This is a genomic window from Brevundimonas sp. SORGH_AS_0993 (genome assembly GCF_030818545.1).
Classification (GTDB): domain Bacteria; phylum Pseudomonadota; class Alphaproteobacteria; order Caulobacterales; family Caulobacteraceae; genus Brevundimonas.
The window spans coordinates 1,755,476-1,771,329 of record NZ_JAUTAH010000001.1; the positions used below are offsets into that span (position 1 = coordinate 1,755,476).

The 15,854-nt window shown below is 67.9% G+C and carries 18 protein-coding genes; 5 read left to right on the forward strand and 13 right to left on the reverse strand.

The window, feature by feature from the left end; genetic code table 11:
* Window positions 1-48 precede the first annotated feature (48 nt).
* Window positions 49-1,350: an amidohydrolase gene (locus tag QE389_RS08730; protein WP_307366408.1), complete on the reverse strand. Its 1,302-nt coding sequence runs from the start codon at window positions 1,348-1,350 to the stop codon at window positions 49-51.
* 90 nt (window positions 1,351-1,440) lie between these two features.
* Here QE389_RS08730 and QE389_RS08735 point away from each other — a divergent pair, with 90 nt between their 5' ends.
* Window positions 1,441-1,794, forward strand: a complete 354-nt coding sequence (locus tag QE389_RS08735; RefSeq protein ID WP_307366410.1) for a hypothetical protein — start codon at window positions 1,441-1,443, stop codon at window positions 1,792-1,794.
* A gap of 42 nt (window positions 1,795-1,836) precedes the next feature.
* Entirely contained in the window at window positions 1,837-2,268 is a 432-nt protein-coding gene (locus QE389_RS08740; RefSeq protein ID WP_307366412.1) for an SRPBCC domain-containing protein, read from the forward strand.
* Window positions 2,269-2,287: 19 nt separating this feature from the next.
* Here the strand turns inward: QE389_RS08740 and QE389_RS08745 are convergent, their stop codons facing one another.
* The 10 genes from QE389_RS08745 to QE389_RS08790 all read right to left on the reverse strand — a co-directional run bounded on the left by QE389_RS08745 (window position 2,288) and on the right by QE389_RS08790 (window position 12,037).
* Window positions 2,288-3,271 (reverse strand): type II secretion system F family protein, encoded by a 984-nt coding sequence (locus QE389_RS08745; RefSeq protein WP_307366414.1) that lies wholly within the window; start codon window positions 3,269-3,271, stop codon window positions 2,288-2,290.
* Between the two features lie 10 nt (window positions 3,272-3,281).
* Window positions 3,282-4,262 (reverse strand): type II secretion system F family protein, encoded by a 981-nt coding sequence (locus tag QE389_RS08750; RefSeq protein WP_307366416.1) that lies wholly within the window; start codon window positions 4,260-4,262, stop codon window positions 3,282-3,284.
* 5 nt (window positions 4,263-4,267) lie between these two features.
* The gene (locus QE389_RS08755) at window positions 4,268-5,752 is read right to left on the reverse strand and encodes a CpaF family protein (RefSeq protein WP_373458345.1); all 1,485 of its coding nucleotides are present in this window, start codon (window positions 5,750-5,752) and stop codon (window positions 4,268-4,270) included.
* A gap of 151 nt (window positions 5,753-5,903) precedes the next feature.
* Window positions 5,904-7,448 (reverse strand): cellulose synthase operon protein YhjQ/BcsQ, encoded by a 1,545-nt coding sequence (locus tag QE389_RS08760; RefSeq protein ID WP_307366421.1) that lies wholly within the window; start codon window positions 7,446-7,448, stop codon window positions 5,904-5,906.
* A gap of 3 nt (window positions 7,449-7,451) precedes the next feature.
* Window positions 7,452-8,129, reverse strand: coding sequence for a CpaD family pilus assembly protein (locus tag QE389_RS08765; RefSeq protein WP_307366423.1), 678 nt, complete (start codon window positions 8,127-8,129; stop codon window positions 7,452-7,454).
* Between the two features lie 5 nt (window positions 8,130-8,134).
* Entirely contained in the window at window positions 8,135-9,667 is a 1,533-nt protein-coding gene (locus tag QE389_RS08770; protein ID WP_307366425.1) for a type II and III secretion system protein family protein, read from the reverse strand.
* Between the two features lie 8 nt (window positions 9,668-9,675).
* On the reverse strand, window positions 9,676-10,596 hold the full coding sequence (cpaB, locus tag QE389_RS08775) for a Flp pilus assembly protein CpaB (RefSeq protein ID WP_307366426.1): 921 nt from the start codon (window positions 10,594-10,596) through the stop codon (window positions 9,676-9,678).
* A 142-nt stretch (window positions 10,597-10,738) separates the two neighbouring features.
* A complete protein-coding gene (locus tag QE389_RS08780; protein ID WP_307366428.1) occupies window positions 10,739-11,257 on the reverse strand; it encodes a prepilin peptidase in 519 nt (172 codons plus the stop codon).
* A 101-nt stretch (window positions 11,258-11,358) separates the two neighbouring features.
* Window positions 11,359-11,535: a Flp family type IVb pilin gene (locus tag QE389_RS08785; protein WP_307366430.1), complete on the reverse strand. Its 177-nt coding sequence runs from the start codon at window positions 11,533-11,535 to the stop codon at window positions 11,359-11,361.
* A gap of 325 nt (window positions 11,536-11,860) precedes the next feature.
* On the reverse strand, window positions 11,861-12,037 hold the full coding sequence (locus QE389_RS08790) for a Flp family type IVb pilin (RefSeq protein WP_307366432.1): 177 nt from the start codon (window positions 12,035-12,037) through the stop codon (window positions 11,861-11,863).
* Window positions 12,038-12,276: 239 nt separating this feature from the next.
* On the opposite strand from QE389_RS08790, the gene QE389_RS08795 reads away from it, so the two are divergent.
* Genes QE389_RS08795 through QE389_RS08805 form a run of 3 tightly spaced genes read left to right on the forward strand, consistent with a single transcriptional unit; the run spans window position 12,277 to window position 13,776 of the window.
* Window positions 12,277-12,705, forward strand: coding sequence for a pilus assembly protein N-terminal domain-containing protein (locus QE389_RS08795; protein ID WP_307366434.1), 429 nt, complete (start codon window positions 12,277-12,279; stop codon window positions 12,703-12,705).
* Window positions 12,706-12,737: 32 nt separating this feature from the next.
* Window positions 12,738-13,247 (forward strand): TadE/TadG family type IV pilus assembly protein, encoded by a 510-nt coding sequence (locus tag QE389_RS08800; RefSeq protein ID WP_307366436.1) that lies wholly within the window; start codon window positions 12,738-12,740, stop codon window positions 13,245-13,247.
* Window positions 13,240-13,776 carry a TadE/TadG family type IV pilus assembly protein gene (locus tag QE389_RS08805; protein ID WP_307366438.1) on the forward strand — a complete coding sequence of 179 codons (537 nt, stop codon included), beginning with the start codon at window positions 13,240-13,242 and terminating at the stop codon, window positions 13,774-13,776. Before QE389_RS08800 ends, QE389_RS08805 begins: the two co-directional genes overlap by 8 nt.
* On the opposite strand, the gene QE389_RS08810 is transcribed toward QE389_RS08805, so the two are convergent.
* Both QE389_RS08810 and QE389_RS08815 read right to left on the reverse strand, forming a co-directional pair.
* On the reverse strand, window positions 13,728-15,077 hold the full coding sequence (locus tag QE389_RS08810; protein ID WP_307366440.1) for an anthranilate synthase component I family protein: 1,350 nt from the start codon (window positions 15,075-15,077) through the stop codon (window positions 13,728-13,730). The genes QE389_RS08805 and QE389_RS08810 overlap by 49 nt on opposite strands.
* Window positions 15,074-15,853, reverse strand: a complete 780-nt coding sequence (locus QE389_RS08815; protein ID WP_307366442.1) for a tyrosine-protein phosphatase — start codon at window positions 15,851-15,853, stop codon at window positions 15,074-15,076. The genes QE389_RS08810 and QE389_RS08815 overlap by 4 nt, the downstream gene beginning before the upstream one ends.
* Between the last annotated feature and the right edge of the window lies 1 nt (window position 15,854).

The window sequence follows — 15,854 nt, forward strand, 5'->3', positions numbered from 1 at the left end:
TGAAATTTATCGCGTCTGAAAATACAAACTGAAGAGGCTTTAAGCTCCTCAGCTCCGCTCCAAGAACCGCAGCGCCGTTAGCACATGCGTCTTCACGCCCACCGGCAGGACCTTCTCGTTCGGAGAGAACTCCGGCGAATGGTTGGGCGCGGAGGTCGCGGGGTCGACGCCGTCGGGGCTGGCGCCCAGATGGTAGAAGACGCCGGGGATGACCTGTTGGAAATAGCTGAAGTCCTCGGCCACCGTGGTCGGGGGCGTGGCGGGGTTGACGGCGCCCTCGCCCGCCGCCTCGGTCAGGACCGGGGCCAGCCAGGCGGACAGGCCGGGGTCGTTGAACACCAGGGCGGCGTTCTGTTTGACGCCGAACTCGGCGGTAGCGCCGTAGGCCTCGGCGACATGGTCGATGGCGGTCCCGGCGCGGGCGACCAGGGCGTCGCGCTGGGCCGTATCGAAGGTGCGCAAGGTGCCCGACAGCGTCGCGCTGTCGGGGATGATGTTGTAGCGAACGCCGGCGTTGATGGTGGCGATGGTGAAGACGGTCGGGGTCGTGGTCGGATCGACCGTGCGCGCGGTCAGGGTGTTGACCGTCTCGACCACCTGACCCGCCACCGCGATCACATCGACCCCGCGCCAGGGCCAGGCGCCGTGCGTCTGCTTGCCCGTCAGGCGGATGTCCACGCGGTCCGACGCCGCCATGAACCCTTCCGGCCGATAGAAGATGCTGCCCGGACGGCCCGGCACGACGTGCAGGCCGAAGATGGCCTCGGGCTTGGGATCGTTCAGCGCCCCCTCCGCGATCATCAGGGCCGCGCCGCCCTTGGGCTCGCCCGGAGGGGCGCCCTCCTCCGCCGGCTGGAAGACGAAAACGATGGTTCCGGCGATCCGGTCCTTCATCCCCGCCAGCACCTCGGCCGCCCCCATCAGCATGGCCATATGCATGTCGTGGCCACAGGCGTGGGCGACCGGCACCGTGTTGCCCATATAGGTCCCGGTCGCGGTCGAGGCGAAGTCGAGGCCCGTCGCCTCCTGCACTGGCAGGGCATCCATGTCGGCGCGCAGGGCCACCACATGACCCGGCCGTGCGCCGCGCAGGATGCCGATCACGCCGGTCTTGCCGACCCCGGTGCGGACCTCCAGCCCCAGCGACCGCAGATGGTCGGCGATCACCCCGGCCGAGCGGGTCTCGGCGAAGCCCAGTTCGGGATGCTGGTGGAAGTCGCGGCGCCAGGCGACGACCTCGGGCAGGACCCGCTGGACGGCGGCGTCCACGCTGGCCGTATCGACCTGAGCCTGAGCGGTCCCGGCCGCGAGCAGCAGGGTCAGGGGGAAGGCGGCGAACAGTCGGCGCATGTGAAGGTCCCGTGAAATTTTCAGCCCGACGACAGGTGACGGCGCCGCGACCGCTTGTGCAAGCGGTGACGAACGGCGATTTCTGTCGGCATGGGTGAGAAGACCTTCAAGAGCGCGAAGACCGAATGGCGCGATGTCGTGCTGGTCTGCCGCAAATGCTCCAAGAAACTGGACGGCGGTTTCGGGCCGGACGGCGACCTGACGCTGAAGAAGGCGCTGCGGAAATATCTGCACCTGAAGACGGGCAAGAAGGGTCGCAAGGGCGCGTTGACAGTGACGGGGACCGACTGTTTCGACCTGTGCCCGAAGGGGGCGGTGGTGGCGGTGAACGCGGCGCGGCCGCAGAACCTGCTGATCGTGCCGGCCGGATCGGACCTGTTCGAGGTCAAGGCCCTGCTGGGGCTGAACGACGGGCGGCGGCTGAAGGCGGACCAGGCCGAGTGAAAACGCCTTCCTTCCGGCGCCGAGCCGTGCCAGATCGAGCCCATGGACGACACCAAGATCGAGAAGCGCGCCGGCGTGCGGGCCACCTCCGACCGGCTATGGGACCTGATTTCGGACCTGTCCCGCTGGAGCGAATGGAACCCCTACGAGCGCGAGCCCGAGGGCAAGATCGGCTTCGGCGCCGCCCTGACCCTGATCGAGACCTATCCCGGCCTGGGCGAACGTCGCGCCGCCGCGCGCGTGGCCGACTGGCGGCCTTATGTGCGGCTGGTCTGGACCGAGAACCGGGGCTTTCTGTTCCGCACCCTGCGCTACATCGACATCGAGGAGGTGGAGAAGGGCAGTTGCATCGTCTCGTCCGCGCTGACCTTCGCCGGCCTGCGCGGCGAACTGTATCTGGACAGGCACAAGTCGGTCCTGGCCCAGGCCCAGCAGGACCTGGTCGAACGCCTGAAGGCGGCGGCCGAAGCCTGAAGGCGGCCTTGCAGCCGCGTCAACCGCCGTTCTTCATCAGGTCGATGATGTTCAGGATCGCCGGACCCAGGATGACGATGAACAGGACCGGCAGGAAGAACAGGATCATCGGCACCGTCAGTTGGGCCGGCAGGGCGGCGGCCTTCTTCTCGGCCGCCGACAGGCGCAGATCGCGGTTCTCCTTGGCCATGACCCGCAGGGCCGCGGACAGCGGCGTGCCATAGACATCGGCCTGGGTCATGGCCGTGACGACGCCCTTCACGCCCGGATGGTTGGTGCGCTTGCCCAGGTTCTCATAGGCCATGCGACGGTCGGGCAGATAGCTGAGCTCGGCCGACAGCAGCGACAGTTCCTCGGCCAGGTCGATGGAGGTGCTGCCGATCTCCTGGCTGACCTTGGCGATGGCCGCCTCGATCGACATCCCCGCCTCGACACAGATCAGCAGCAGGTCCAGCGCGTCGGGAAACGCCTGCATGATGGAGGCGCGGCGCTTGTCGATGCGGTTCTTCAGATAGATGTTCGGCGCATAGAAACCGCCCAGCGCCGCCGCGAAACAGAGCGTGAGCTTGTTCATCGTGGGCCAGTCCACGACCTTGATCACGAACATGTAGAAGACCGCCACCGCCATCGCGACGAAGGGCGAGGCGAAGCGGAAGAAATAGAAGGTCGTCAGCGGCCCCGGCCCGCGCAGGCCGGCCTGCACCATCTGATCGGCGACCTTGGGGTCTTCCAGCAGCTTGGTCAGGTTCAGCTGGTCCACGACCCGCTTCTTGAACCCTTCGTCGGTGTGACGCAGCGCGCCCTGCGCCCCGGTGGCGATGGCCGCGCGCGAGCGGCGCTTCAGGTCGTCTCGGCGTTCCGCGACCGCCTTCATCCGCTTGTCCAGGCTGGCGCCGCGCGACATGGCCGACAGCAGGGTCAGGGCGGTGGCGAAGACCAGAACCCCCACGCCGATGCTGAGCAGGTTCTGCGGATCGATGATGAAGCGAACGAAGCCTTCCATGGTCCGCCCCTCAGATCTTGAACGAAATCATGCGCTTCATCACGAAGACGCCGGTGCCCATCAGCGTCGCCGCCAACAGCAGCAGGAAGTTGCCGCGATAATCGGTGAACAGCGGCATCATATAGGCGGGGCTCAGGAACATGACGGCGGTCATGACGACCGGCGGCAGGCTGGCGATGATGCCGGCCGAGGCCAGAGCTTCGGACGACAGGGCCTTGATCTTTTCGCCCATCATCCGCCGCGCGCGCAGCACGGTCGACAGATTGGCCAGCGCCTCGGCCAGGTTGCCGCCCGTCTTCTGCTGGATGGCGATGACGATGGTGAAGAAGCGCAGCTCGGGCGTCGGAATGCGCTGGAACATCTTGTCCAGCGCCTGTTCCAGCGTCAGGCCGACGGCCAGGCCCTCGCTCAGGGTCTTGAACTCCGGCCCCAGGGGCGCGGGGCTCTCGCGGCCGATGATCTTGAAGCATTCGTGGACCGGCAGGCCCGATTTGATGCCGCGCACGATCACGTCGATGGCGTTGGGGAACTCCAGCGAGAACTTCTTCATCCGCTGCTTGCCCAGGAAGCCGACGACCCAGCGCGGCAGGCCCAGGCCGACGATCAGGCCGACGCCCAGGGCCAGGAGGATGTGCAGGCCGAACACGGCGACGCCGGCGAAGGCGATCACACCGGCGACGGCGCTGATGATATGGAAGGCGCGCGGGCTGGTGTTCAGCCCCGCCTGCTGCAGGCGCGAGGCCATGCTGGTGCGGGCCTTGCGTTCGCGGCGATCCACCTCCTGCAATTGCAGCATGATCTGTTTGCGGCGCGCCTCTGGCGTGTTGGACGCCGCCGTCGCCGCCTTGCCCGCCAGGGCGGACTTCTTGCCCTCGCCCAGGCTTTGGGCGCGCTTGACCGCCTGGGCCGAGGAATCGTCTCCGCCGACGAAGACCCAGCCCAGGCCGCCGATGGTGATGAAGGCCAGAACGGCGGCGAGAATGGGCAGCATCGTCCTTACTCCGCCGCGTCCAGGGCTTCGGCCAGCTCGCGCTCCAGCCCATAGTAGCGGGCGCGGTCCCAGAAGCGGGGCCGGGCGATGCCGGTCGAGCGGTGACGGCCGACGACCTTGCCGTGTTCGTCCTCGCCGGTGATGTCGTAAAGGAACAGATCCTGGGTCACGATCACATCGCCCTCCAGCCCCACGACCTCGGTGATGTGGGTGATGCGACGCGAACCGTCGCGCAGACGGGCGGCCTGGACGATGACGTCGACGGAGCCGACGATCATCTCGCGGATGGTCTTGGACGGCAGGCCGTAGCCGCCCATGGTGATCATGGACTCCATACGGGCCAGGGCCTCGCGCGGGCTGTTGGCGTGCAGGGTGCCCATGGAGCCGTCGTGGCCGGTGTTCATCGCCTGCAGCAGGTCGAAGGCTTCGGGTCCGCGCACTTCGCCGACGATTATGCGTTCGGGGCGCATCCGCAGACAGTTCTTGATCAGATCGCGCATGGTGATCTGACCCTGGCCCTCCAGGTTCGGCGGCCGGGTTTCCAGACGCACGACGTGCGGCTGCTGCAGCTGCAGTTCGGCGGCGTCCTCGCAGGTGATGACGCGCTCGGTCGGGTCGATGAAGGCCGTCAGGGTGTTGAGCAGCGTCGTCTTGCCCGAACCCGTGCCGCCCGAGATGACCAGATTGCAGCGCGACGCGCCGATGACGCCCAGGACGCGCGCGCCCTCGGGGCTGATGGAGGCGAACTCCACCAGGTTCTTCATCGTCAGCTTGTCTTTCTTGAACTTCCGGATCGTCAGCGTCGGGCCGTCGATGGCCAGAGGCGGGGCGATGACGTTGACGCGCGAACCGTCGGGCAGGCGGGCGTCGCAGATCGGGCTGGATTCGTCGACGCGGCGGCCGACCTGGGACACGATCCGCTGGCAGATGTTCATCAGCTGGGTGTTGTCGCGGAAGCGAACATTGGTCAGCTGGACCTTGCCCCCCACTTCGATGAAGACCCGACCGGCGCCGTTGACCATGATGTCGGCGATGTCGTCGCGCGCCAGCAGCGGTTCCAGCGGACCATAGCCCAGCACGTCGTTGACGATGTCCTGGACCAGATGCTCCTGTTCGGCGACCGACATGGAGACGTTCTTGATCGCCACCAGTTCGGCGACGATGTCGCGGATTTCCTCGGACGCCGCCTTCTGGTCCAGATGCGCCAGCTGGGCCAGGTCGATGGTGTTCATCAACGCATTGAAGATGATGCTCTTCGTGGCGTGATAATAGTCGCTCTGCTCCCGGACGATCTCGGCGACCGCCTGGGCCTTCTTCAACTGCTCCAGACCGGCCGTGGGCTTGGGGCCGGAGGCCGAAGGCTTGGCCTGGCGCGGGACTTCGGGCGCCGGCTTGGGCCGCGAAGCCAGGGCGTCCAGACGGTCGGCGGCCGCAGGCGGGGTCCTGGCCGCATCCGCGTTGCGTCCGAAGACCTGGGCGGCGCCGTCCAGATCGTCGAAATCGGAGCCGGGCGCGCCTGCGGGCGCGGCCTGAAACACCGACACCGTCTCGACGCCCGGCGAGGGCGACGCCGGGGTCGGGGCCGGGGCGAAGGACGGGGCCGATCCGCCGGGCTGGGCTGTGCGTTTGCCGAACACCCGCTCAGCGCTTCTTCGTCAGGGCCGCGAACAGCGACCTGGATTCGCCGGCCGGCCTGGCCGCCTTGGGCGCCTTGCCCGCCCTGGCCTTGGGGTTGGCCGCGACCGGCAGTTCGCGCCGCGACACGATCTGGGCCAGGGTCTGGAACGCCTCGGCGGACTTGGTCTTGGCGCCGGCGTCCAGGATCATCTGGCCGTTGTTGGCGGCCGAACCGAAGGTCTTGGCGTCGAACGGAATGACCAGGCTGGGGTGCACGCCCAGGGCCGCGCCGAAATCCTTGGCCGGGATTTCGGGACGGCCGGGCACGCCCACCTGGTTCAGCACCAGGCGGGGCGGCGCGTCGTTCGGACGGCCGTGCCGGATCAGGTCGATCATGTTCTTGGCGTTGCGCAGGGACGCCAGGTCCGGCGTCGCCACCACCACCACCTCGTCGGCGCTGATCAGGATGCGGCGCATCCAGGGCGACCACAGGTGGGGCAGGTCCAGAACCACGAACGGCGCGGTGGAGCGGATGCGGGTCGTGACCTCCTCGAACGCCTCGGTCGAGATGTCCCAGTCCGTGTCCAGACTGGCGGGCGCGGCGAACAGGCTCAGCTTGTCCGTGCAGCGGATCATCATCCGATCCAGCAGGGTCGAGTCCAGCCGGTCGGGCTGGCCCAGGGCGTCGGCGACCCCGTTCAGCGGATCCTGGTTGAAGTCCAGGCCGGCGGTGCCGAACGGCAGGTCGTAGTCGACGATCACCGTATTGGCGCCGATCTTCTCGGAGATGGCGTAGGCGGTGTTGTGCGCCACGGCCGAGGCGCCGGCCCCGCCGCGCGCGCCGACGAAGGCGATCGACCGGCCGACGAAGGGCTGGGCCGGGTCGTTGAACAGGCCGCCGATGGCCGCGATCAGCTGCAGCGGCTGCAGCGGCGCGACCAGATACTCGCTGACCCCGCGCCGCATCAGTTCGCGGAACAGCAGGATGTCGTTGGTCCGGCCGATGACGATGACCTTGGTGCCCGCATCGCAGACCTCGGCCAGGGTGTCGATCTCGGCCAGCAGGCCGTGCGGATCGAGCAGGCATTCGACGATGATCAGGGGCGGGGTCGGCTCGTGCCGATAAGCCTCCACGGCGGCGGCGACGCCGCCCACGCGAATCTGGGTCGTGGCGCGCGACAGACGACGATCCTGGGCCGCGCGCTCGGCCGAGGCCAGGGTGTCCTGACGTTCGGCGAAGACGTGGATGGCGATGCGCGGCACCGACACCTCGCCGATGGCGCCCACCGGCGCCAGGCCCGTTTCGCCCACCACGGCGGGGGGCATGGTTTCGATCTCGGGCGCGGCGATGAGGCCGGCGTCGGCCAGACCGGCCTGAGCCTGGGCCACGACGTCGCCGACCGGATTATAGATTTCGGTCGGCGCCGCAGGCCCGTCGGACAAGGGGCCGGAGCCGAAGGGCGCCGGGGCGACTGCGGCGCGATCCTGCGGCGGCGCGTCAAACGTCATCTCCGCATCGAACGGATCGTCGAAGGCTTCGAAGGGGCGAGGAGCGTGGGCTGGAGTCATGGCTTAGTTCACCGCCCGAGAAACGACCGAGTCGCGGACAAGCTGTTCACGGTCGGCCGAGGTCGACTTGCCGGCGCGGTACAGGTCGAACACCACCGTGCGGCGCGCCGCCGACGCGGGCGTCATGGCGCGCGGCGCCTGAATGTCGCGCGGGTCGGCGATCTGTGCGGCCAGGTTGGCCGTCACCGCGCAGCCGAAGTTCGAGGCCGACTGGTTGTCGCCGGTCCGACCCAGGTTGCCCCAGGCCGTGCCGCATTGCGGCACGACGGCGCGCACCGTCTGATAGCCGGCCAGGACCGGCGCCCTGGGATCGGGGGCGGCGTAGCTGACCAGCTGAAGGCGCTCCGTCGGCACGCCCAGGTTCGCCAGGGCGTTGCGGACATCGTAGGCGGCCTTCAACGCGACCGGGTCTTCGCCCGCCGGCGCCTCGACGACCAGGGCGGCGTCCGCGCCCGCGCGCCAGCGACCGACCAAAGCCTCCAGCGCCGCCCGCTGATTGGGCGAAAGGCCGGTGTCGTGCACGGCCAGGGCGATGCGATCCAGATCCGGCTCGACCTGAAGCTGGTAACGCGCCGTCGGCGTCAGGGGCGGTTCACCGCCCAGGCTGGCGGGGCCGCCGACGCAGGCGCCCAGCGTCAGGGCGCCGGTGGTCAGAAGAGCGGCAATCAGGGTGCGTGTCATGGCGCTTACTCGATCACATAGCCGACGGAACCGGCCGGAGCCGTCTTCGGCAGGCCGTAAACCTGGTTCAGTTGTCCGAAGAAGATCGTCTGGGAGTCGGTTGCGATACGCAGACCGTCGGCCGGCGTCTGCAGGCGCGACGGCGCGGTCGGACTGACCAGATAGGGTTCGACGATGACCACCAGCTCCGTTTCGCCCATCAGATAGTCCCGCGACCGGAACAACTGCCCCAGGACGGGCAGGTTGGTGACGCCGGGCAGGGCGTCCACGGTCTGACGGCTGTTTTCCTGGAGCAGGCCGGCGATCATCATCGATCCGCCGGAGGGGATTTCGATGGTGTTTTCGCTGCGGCGGACCGTCAGGCCCGGCAGGGTTATCGACGACGCCGTGCCCGCGCCGATGGTCAGGCCGCCCTGGGAAGCCAGTTCCGAAACCTCGACCTTGACCTGCAGGCTGATGCGCCCGCCCGACAGGACCACCGGGCGGAAGGACAGGGCGACGCCGTAAGGCTTGTACTGAACCGTGATCTGGCCCTGAGAGTCGCGGCTGGCCGGCACGGGGAACTCCCCCCCGGCCAGGAAGCTGGCGGCCTCGCCGTTCACCGACGTCAGATTGGGTTCGGCGAGCGTGCGCAGCAGGCCGACCCGCTCGAACGCCTTCAGCGTGGCCTCGCCCTTGTTGAGGCCGTCGGAGCCAGGCCCCGTGCCCGGCTGGGCCGTATCCCAGTTGGCGGCGTCCTGCGGCCCGTTGACCGTGACAGGACATAGCGCCCCGGCCGGCCACCCCGGCCCGGTGCACGGCGCCTGCATCTGATAGTTCTTGGTCGTGTCGATCGAGGTTCCAGCGCTAAGGCCGCCCAGAAGCGCGCCGTTCACGCCCCAGGTCGCGGCGTTGCCCAAAAGCCATTGCGCGTCGCCCAGCCTTCCGACCACCGCCGAGGTGTTGAAACCCAGCTGCTTGATGGCGTTGCGCTGAACCTCGACCACGCGGACCTTCAGCGTGACCTGGTCCGACCCCGGCACGGTGATCAGGTTCATCACCTTCTCGGGGGCCGAGACGAAGGCGCCGGCGACGCGGGCCGCCTGGGTCGAATCGGACGGGGACTCGGCCGTTCCGGTCAGGATGACGCTGTCGTTGACGGCTTCGGCCCGGATGGCGCCGCTGGGAAACAAACGATTCAGGGTGTCCTGCAGGGCGCTGACGCCCGCATCGACGCGGATGCGCAGGGTCAGGATCGTGCGGCCGGCGGCGTCCAGGAAGACGGCGTCCGTCTCTCCCGGCGCGATGCCGATCACGGTGATGCGGCGCGGCGAATGCAGCATAGCCTCGGCCACCTGCGGGTTCGACACGATCACGTCGCGGGCGTCCGCCGGCAGGTCGACCGCGAAGGAGGAGCCGCGCGGCAGGTTGATCATCTGCGGCGTCGCGCCCATCGCCACGGCTGCGCGGGTCTGGGCCACGGAGGCGGGCGCCAGGGCGCCGGCCGTCAGCAGGGCGCAGGCCAGGGCGGCGGTCTTTCGCATCATCGGGCGCATCATCGGATTTCTCATGGCGTCACCACCACCTCGGGCGCGCCGCCGCGATAGATGCGGACCGAACGCGGCGCGGACGCATCGGCCGCGCCGCGGCCGACCGATCCGGACGGTCCGCCGGTGTCGGCGTAGGAGCGCAGGGACAAGGACAGTTCGCCTTCCGACTTGGCCTTGGCCAGAAGCTCGGCGTCCTGCGGGCGGACCTCGAGGGTCGCGGTGGCCCCGACCACCGACTGGGCGTCGGGACCGGCGCGGGTGGTCTGGTCGATGGCCAGGACCTTGATGTTCTGCATGACCACGTCGGACACGAAGGTCTTCTTGGAGGTTCCGCCGGCGGCGGTGACGGTTTCGATCTCTCGCGTCATGACCACATCGACCCGGTCGCCCGGCAGGATGAAGCCCCCGGCCGCCGATTCCACGGTGACGCCGATGGCCATGGCGCGCATGCCCGGCTCCAGATAGGCGGCCATGTAGCCGCTGTCGCCCGCGCGGACGATCTTGCGCGGCAGGATCGGCTCGCCCGCCAGGATGCGTTCGCGCACCACCGAACCGATATAGTCGGACTTCACGCCCGGTCCGGCCAGGTCGGAGGCGGCGCGGGCCATCCGCTGCACGGCGGCGTCGGCCTTGCCCACGGCGTCCGCCGGCTTGGCGTCCTTGGCCGGCGCGGAGTTGGAGCCGTCGGTGATGAAGGCGGGATCGACCTCGTCGATGGGCCAGTCCTTCCACTGAAGATCGGCCTCGGTCAGGCGCTTGCCCGGCGTCAAATCGGCGTTCGCCACCAGAACGCGGGTCATGGGCCTGTTCTCGACGGGCGCGGCCGCGGCGGGCGCCGCGGGCCGATGCGACGAGGAGACCATGGTGCGAACGACCAGGGCCAGGCCGATGGCGGACACGGCGGCGATGCAGATGACGACGATGCGCGCAGGCTTCATCCAGAGAGGTCTCCGGCAGGCGTGAAACCGAGGATGAGTTCCCCCACACCCTACCGTTAACAATCATGACGCCAGAGGGTTAACGCTTCCTAAGCGGCCCAGAACGCCGATTCGCCAGCCTTTTTTTTAAGACGTTGCGGCCCTATCGACCGGCGATGTAGGCGACCGCAACACCGCTTTCGGGCAGGGCGATCAGGGCGCCGATGGCGATGGCCACGCCATAGGGAATATCGCCCTTGGGCTGCATCAGGCGGACAATCCAGGCCTGGGACACCAAGGGCGCGATCGCCGGGTAATAGGTCCGCGCGCTCATCAGCAGCAGGCAGAAACCGCCGCCGGCCACGCCGGTCCACAAGAGGAACGGCAGCGCGCCGGACACGCCCATCCACAGACAGCCCGCCGCCAGCAGCTTGGCGTCGCCGCCGCCGATCCAGTTCAGGGCGAACATGGCCATGCCGACCAGAAGGGCGGCGACGCCGACGCCGACATGCGCCGCAATGTCCATGGGTGCGACGCCGGCCAGCAAGGCCGCCGGGAAAAACAGGGCGACCAGGGCCAATGAAATCCAGTTTGGAATTTTCATGGTCGTCAGGTCGTTCAGACCGCCGACGATGACGAGCGCCGGAAACATGCCGAGTAGAATGAGCAGAAGAGCGTCCATGACCTCGACCTTACCCGGCAGGACTTAAGGTTGGGTTTCCGACAAAGCAAAAGGGCCGAAGCGTGCGCTTCGGCCCTTGCGTGGACATCGTCCGACGCAGCTTACTTGGAAGCCTTGTCCAGGGTCGTGGAGACCTTGGAGAAGGTCTGGTTCAGCTTGCCGCTCATGGTCGTCAGAATGCCGATCAGGGAGACAGCGACGAGGGCGGCGATCAGGCCGTATTCGATGGCGGTGGCGCCCGATTCGTCGTTGGCGAAGCGAGAGAAAAACTGGGTCATGGATTGGTCCTCATTCAATATTTCGAAGCGGTTCGATTGGCGGAAGGGAGCCAATGGCCCGACCCCCGAAAGCAAGGCCATACTGCCACGCTTGTCTTAAAAACTAGTCATGCGGCGTTGTGACGACGTATTAACCAAAATCCGGAGATTAATCTCCGGTCGATTTCAACATCCAATAGAATGCAGTCTAGAAATCTTGACGAAGATCACGGAACACAACGCGATCTGATCTCACGTCTATTATGCGTGAACGCCGATGGACGCGCCCCAAAGCAAAAGGGCCGAAGCTTGCGCTTCGGCCCTTCCGCGATCTCTTGGATGCGACTTACTTGGAAGCGTTGTCCAGGGTCGTGGAAACCTTCGAGAAGGTCTGGTGCAGCTTGCCGCTCATGGTCGTCAGAATGCCGATCAGGGCGACAGCGACCAGGGCGGCGATCAGGCCGTATTCGATGGCGGTGGCGCCCGATTCGTCGTTGGCGAAACGCGAGATGAACTTGGTCATGGGTAGGTTCCTTTTCAAAAATGTCTAGCGAGCTACTTGGCGGGGGGAGCCGGTGGCCCGCTTGACCCCCAAACGCAGGATGACAATCGCACACGGCCGTTAAGCCTGAGTCACGACTTGTGGTTACGCTCGAATTTACCAAAGAAAATTCTCGTGCCGTCGCTTCAGCCTTTGTTGAGAAAGTCTGGCGCATCCTGCGGGCGTCCGCGCCTGTGCGCGCCGTTTAGAAGAAGCCGCCGATGTCACGTCCCGCCGCCGCGCTGATCGCCGCCCTGACCGTCGCCGCCACGGCCGTCCTTCCTTTGGCCGCCCAGGCGCGCAGCGGCGCCGACGGCGCGCTGAATGTCGAGATCGACCGTTCCGCCCGCGTGCAGCTGCGCGGCGCCGCCGCCTCCGTCATCGTGGGCAATCCTCAGATCGCGGACGTGTCGGTGGTCGACGCCAACACCCTGTTCATCGTCGGCAAGGGCTACGGCATCACCGAGGTCGTGGCCGTCGACGGCGTCGGCCGCACCCTGTTCCAGCGCGAAATCGTCGTCAGCGGCGGCAACACCGGATCGGTGCGGGTCTGGCGCGGCGCCCAGGCGACCGAAATGACCTGCGCGTCCACCTGCGCGCCCAGCGTTCGCACCGTGCCTTCCACCAGCTCCGGTCCGACGGCGCCCTGAGCCGATCGGTGATCGCGCGGGGCAAATCGAGGATGCGCGGCGGACGTCGGCGCGAGGGCGCGGCGGCGGTGGAATTCGCCTTCGTGGCCCTGCCCTTCTTCTTCATGATCTTCGCCATGCTGGAGCTGGGTCTGGCCTTCGTCGTGGACTCCCTGCTGGAGAACGCCGTGGTGGAGACCAGCCGCCTGGTGCGCACGGGCCAGGCGTCCAGCCAGAAGTTCGACCAGACCAAGTTCAAGTCCGCCGTTTGCGAGCGGATGGGCGTCTTCAACAGCGACTGCCGCGATCGGCTGACAGTCGATGTGCGGGTCATTCCGCAGTTCACCACCCCCAACCCGCCCAATCCGATCAGGGACGGCGAGATGGATCCGAAGCAGGTCATCTATGACGGGGGCCAGCCGGGCGATCTGATCCTGGTGCGGGCCTGGTATCAGCAGCCCCTGGTGACGCCGCTTCTCAGCCAGGCCGGATCGCGCCTGAAGAACGGCGCCCTGCTGCTCAGCGCCGCCACCGCCTTCCGCAACGAGCCGTGGAATGTCTAGGCGCGCCTTACGATCCATGGGCGGCGACACGCGCGGCGGCGCGGCGATCGAATTCGCCTTCCTGGCGCCGATCATGATCCTGCTCTACTTCGGCATGATCGAATATTGTCAGGGCTATATGGCGTTGAAGCGCACCGGCCACACAGCCTCCATGGTCGCGGACCTGGTGTCCCAGACCGACGCCACCACCCCGGCCCAGATTTCCGACATCTTCGCCATCGGCGAACTGATCATGAGCCCCTTCCCGACCGCCACGCTGAAACAGCGCGTCAGCAGCGTGACCCGCGTTTCGGCCAACACCTACAAGGTCGACTGGAGCCGGACCAAGGGCATGAGCGACAAGTTGAAGCCCCAGGACGCCGACGTGCCGGCCGATATGCTGGAAAACGGCGAGTCGGTCATCGTGTCGGAGACCTTCTACGACTACCAGTCGTCGTTCAGCCAGATGGCGCCCGGCCTCTTCCACTTCAAACGGGTGGCCTATCTGCGGCCGCGCACCGTCGAAACCGTTCCCTGCACCGGCTGCTGACCGACCAGGGCGTCGCGCAGGGCCTCGATCTTGGCCTCGGTCTCCAGCCGCTCGGCGTCGGGATCGCTGTCCGCGACCAGGCCAGCGCCGGCTAGGGTGCGATAGCGCCAGCGACCGCCGATCCGCTGAAAGCCCGCCGTGCGGATCAGGACAGAGGCGGTCAAGCCGCCGTCCGCCTCGATCAGAAACAGGGACCCGCACCAGGGCCCGCGCGGCGGCTCGTGGCCCGCGATCACCTTCATCGCCTGATGCTTGGGGGCCCCGGTGATCGAGCCGGGCGGAAAGGTGGCCTCCAGAAGGTCCGCCGCGCCCACGCCTGCCGTCGCGGCGCCCGTCACGGTCGAGACCAGATGATGGACGGTGGGATGGCTCTCGACCGCGAACAGCCGCTCGACCTTGACCGAACCGGGCGTGCAGACGCGCGACAGATCGTTCCGCATCAAATCGACGATCATCAGGTTCTCGGCGCGGTCCTTGGCGCTGGCGATCAGGTCGGCAGCCAGGGCGGCGTCCTTGGCGGGATCGTCGGCGCGGGCGCGGGTGCCCTTGATCGGCCGCGCCTCCACCCGGCGCGTTCGGGCGTCGAAGGCCAGAAACAGCTCGGGCGAGTTCGAGACGATCGCCCGGTCGCCCAACCGCCAATAGGCCCCGAACGGCGCGGCGCGTTGCGTCTGAAGGCGCAGAAAGACGTCGAAGGGTCGGCCTTCGGGCGTCAGGACGCCGGACCAGGCGCGCGCGACATTGGCCTGGAACAGTTCGCCCGCCGCGATGCGAGCGACCACGTCGGCCACGGCGTCCCGATAGACCTGGGGCGGCGCCTCGGCGTCAAAGGTCTCGGCCGGCGGCGAGGGCGTCTGAAACAGCGTCGCCCGATCCCGCCAGGCCAGCGCCTTGCGCGCCGCGATCCGGGCCTTTTCCGTCGTCGCGCCCCGCCCGACGGCGCGAACCGTCCGTGCGTGATGATCGAAGGTCAGCAGGGCCGGATAGCGGGCCAGCATCAGGTCGGGCCACACCGTGTCGCGTGGCCCCGTCGCCGGTCGCGCCCCGGCGTCATAGGCGGCCAGACCCACGGTCCCCGGCCCGAACGCCTCCTGGCGCAGGGCGGCGAAGGGCGCGGCGTCCTCGAGCGGCCCCGTCCGCGTCAGATCCGGCTGGGCCCCGATGTGCGACCAGCGCCCGCCGGGTCCCCCGTCCGACAGCAGGATCAGGACGCCGTCGCCGTCTCCCAGGCCGGCCGCGACCTGAACCGGCTCGGTCCAGGGCGCCGACAGGACGACGCTCTCGGTCAGGGGCGCGTTCAAGCCGACAGCCGGGCGACGATCCGGTCGCGCAAGGCTCCATCGACGTTCAGAGCCCGCTCCAGATAGGCGTCGATGGAGCCGAAATCCGTCTGGATGGCCTCGAAGGCGGCCTCAAGATAGACGGGCTCGACGCCCAGAAAGGCGACCAACGCATCCTCGGACGCCAGGCGGCCGGTCAGGGCGTGCAACTGTTTGGCGATGGCGGGGGCGCGGCCCGGCAGATCGACCGCCGTATTGGTCAGCAGATAGTCCGCGATCAGATCGTCACGCCCCACGCCCAGCAGGTGATGCGTCAGGGCCGCCAGCACGCCCGTCCGGTCCTTGCCCGCCGCGCAGTGGATCAGCACCGCCCCCTCGGCCTCGCCCAGGGCCCGGAAATAACGGCCGAAGACGTCCAGATGGGCGGCGTCGAACGGCAGGGCGCGATAGGTCCGGGTCATGAATCGACGGCCGGAATCGGGCGTCAGGTCCTGGGTCTTCAGGAAGGTGAGGTGCGGCGCCTCCACCCCGTCGTCGACACCGCCTTCGATCACCCGACCGGCGAAACCGTCATAGCGCCGCGACGGCTGGTCCCGCCGCTCTCCGGGCCGGCGCAGATCGACGATGGTGCGGACATCCATGGCCTTCAGCCGGGCCAGATCGGCGTCGGTCGCGCGGGCATGGTGGGCCGAACGCAACAGAAGGCCCGAACGGATGCGCCGCCCGGCCGCCGTGTCGTAGTCGCCGTAGTCCCGGACATTGTCGATGCGTTCGAAGCTGTGGAGACGGCTGGTCATC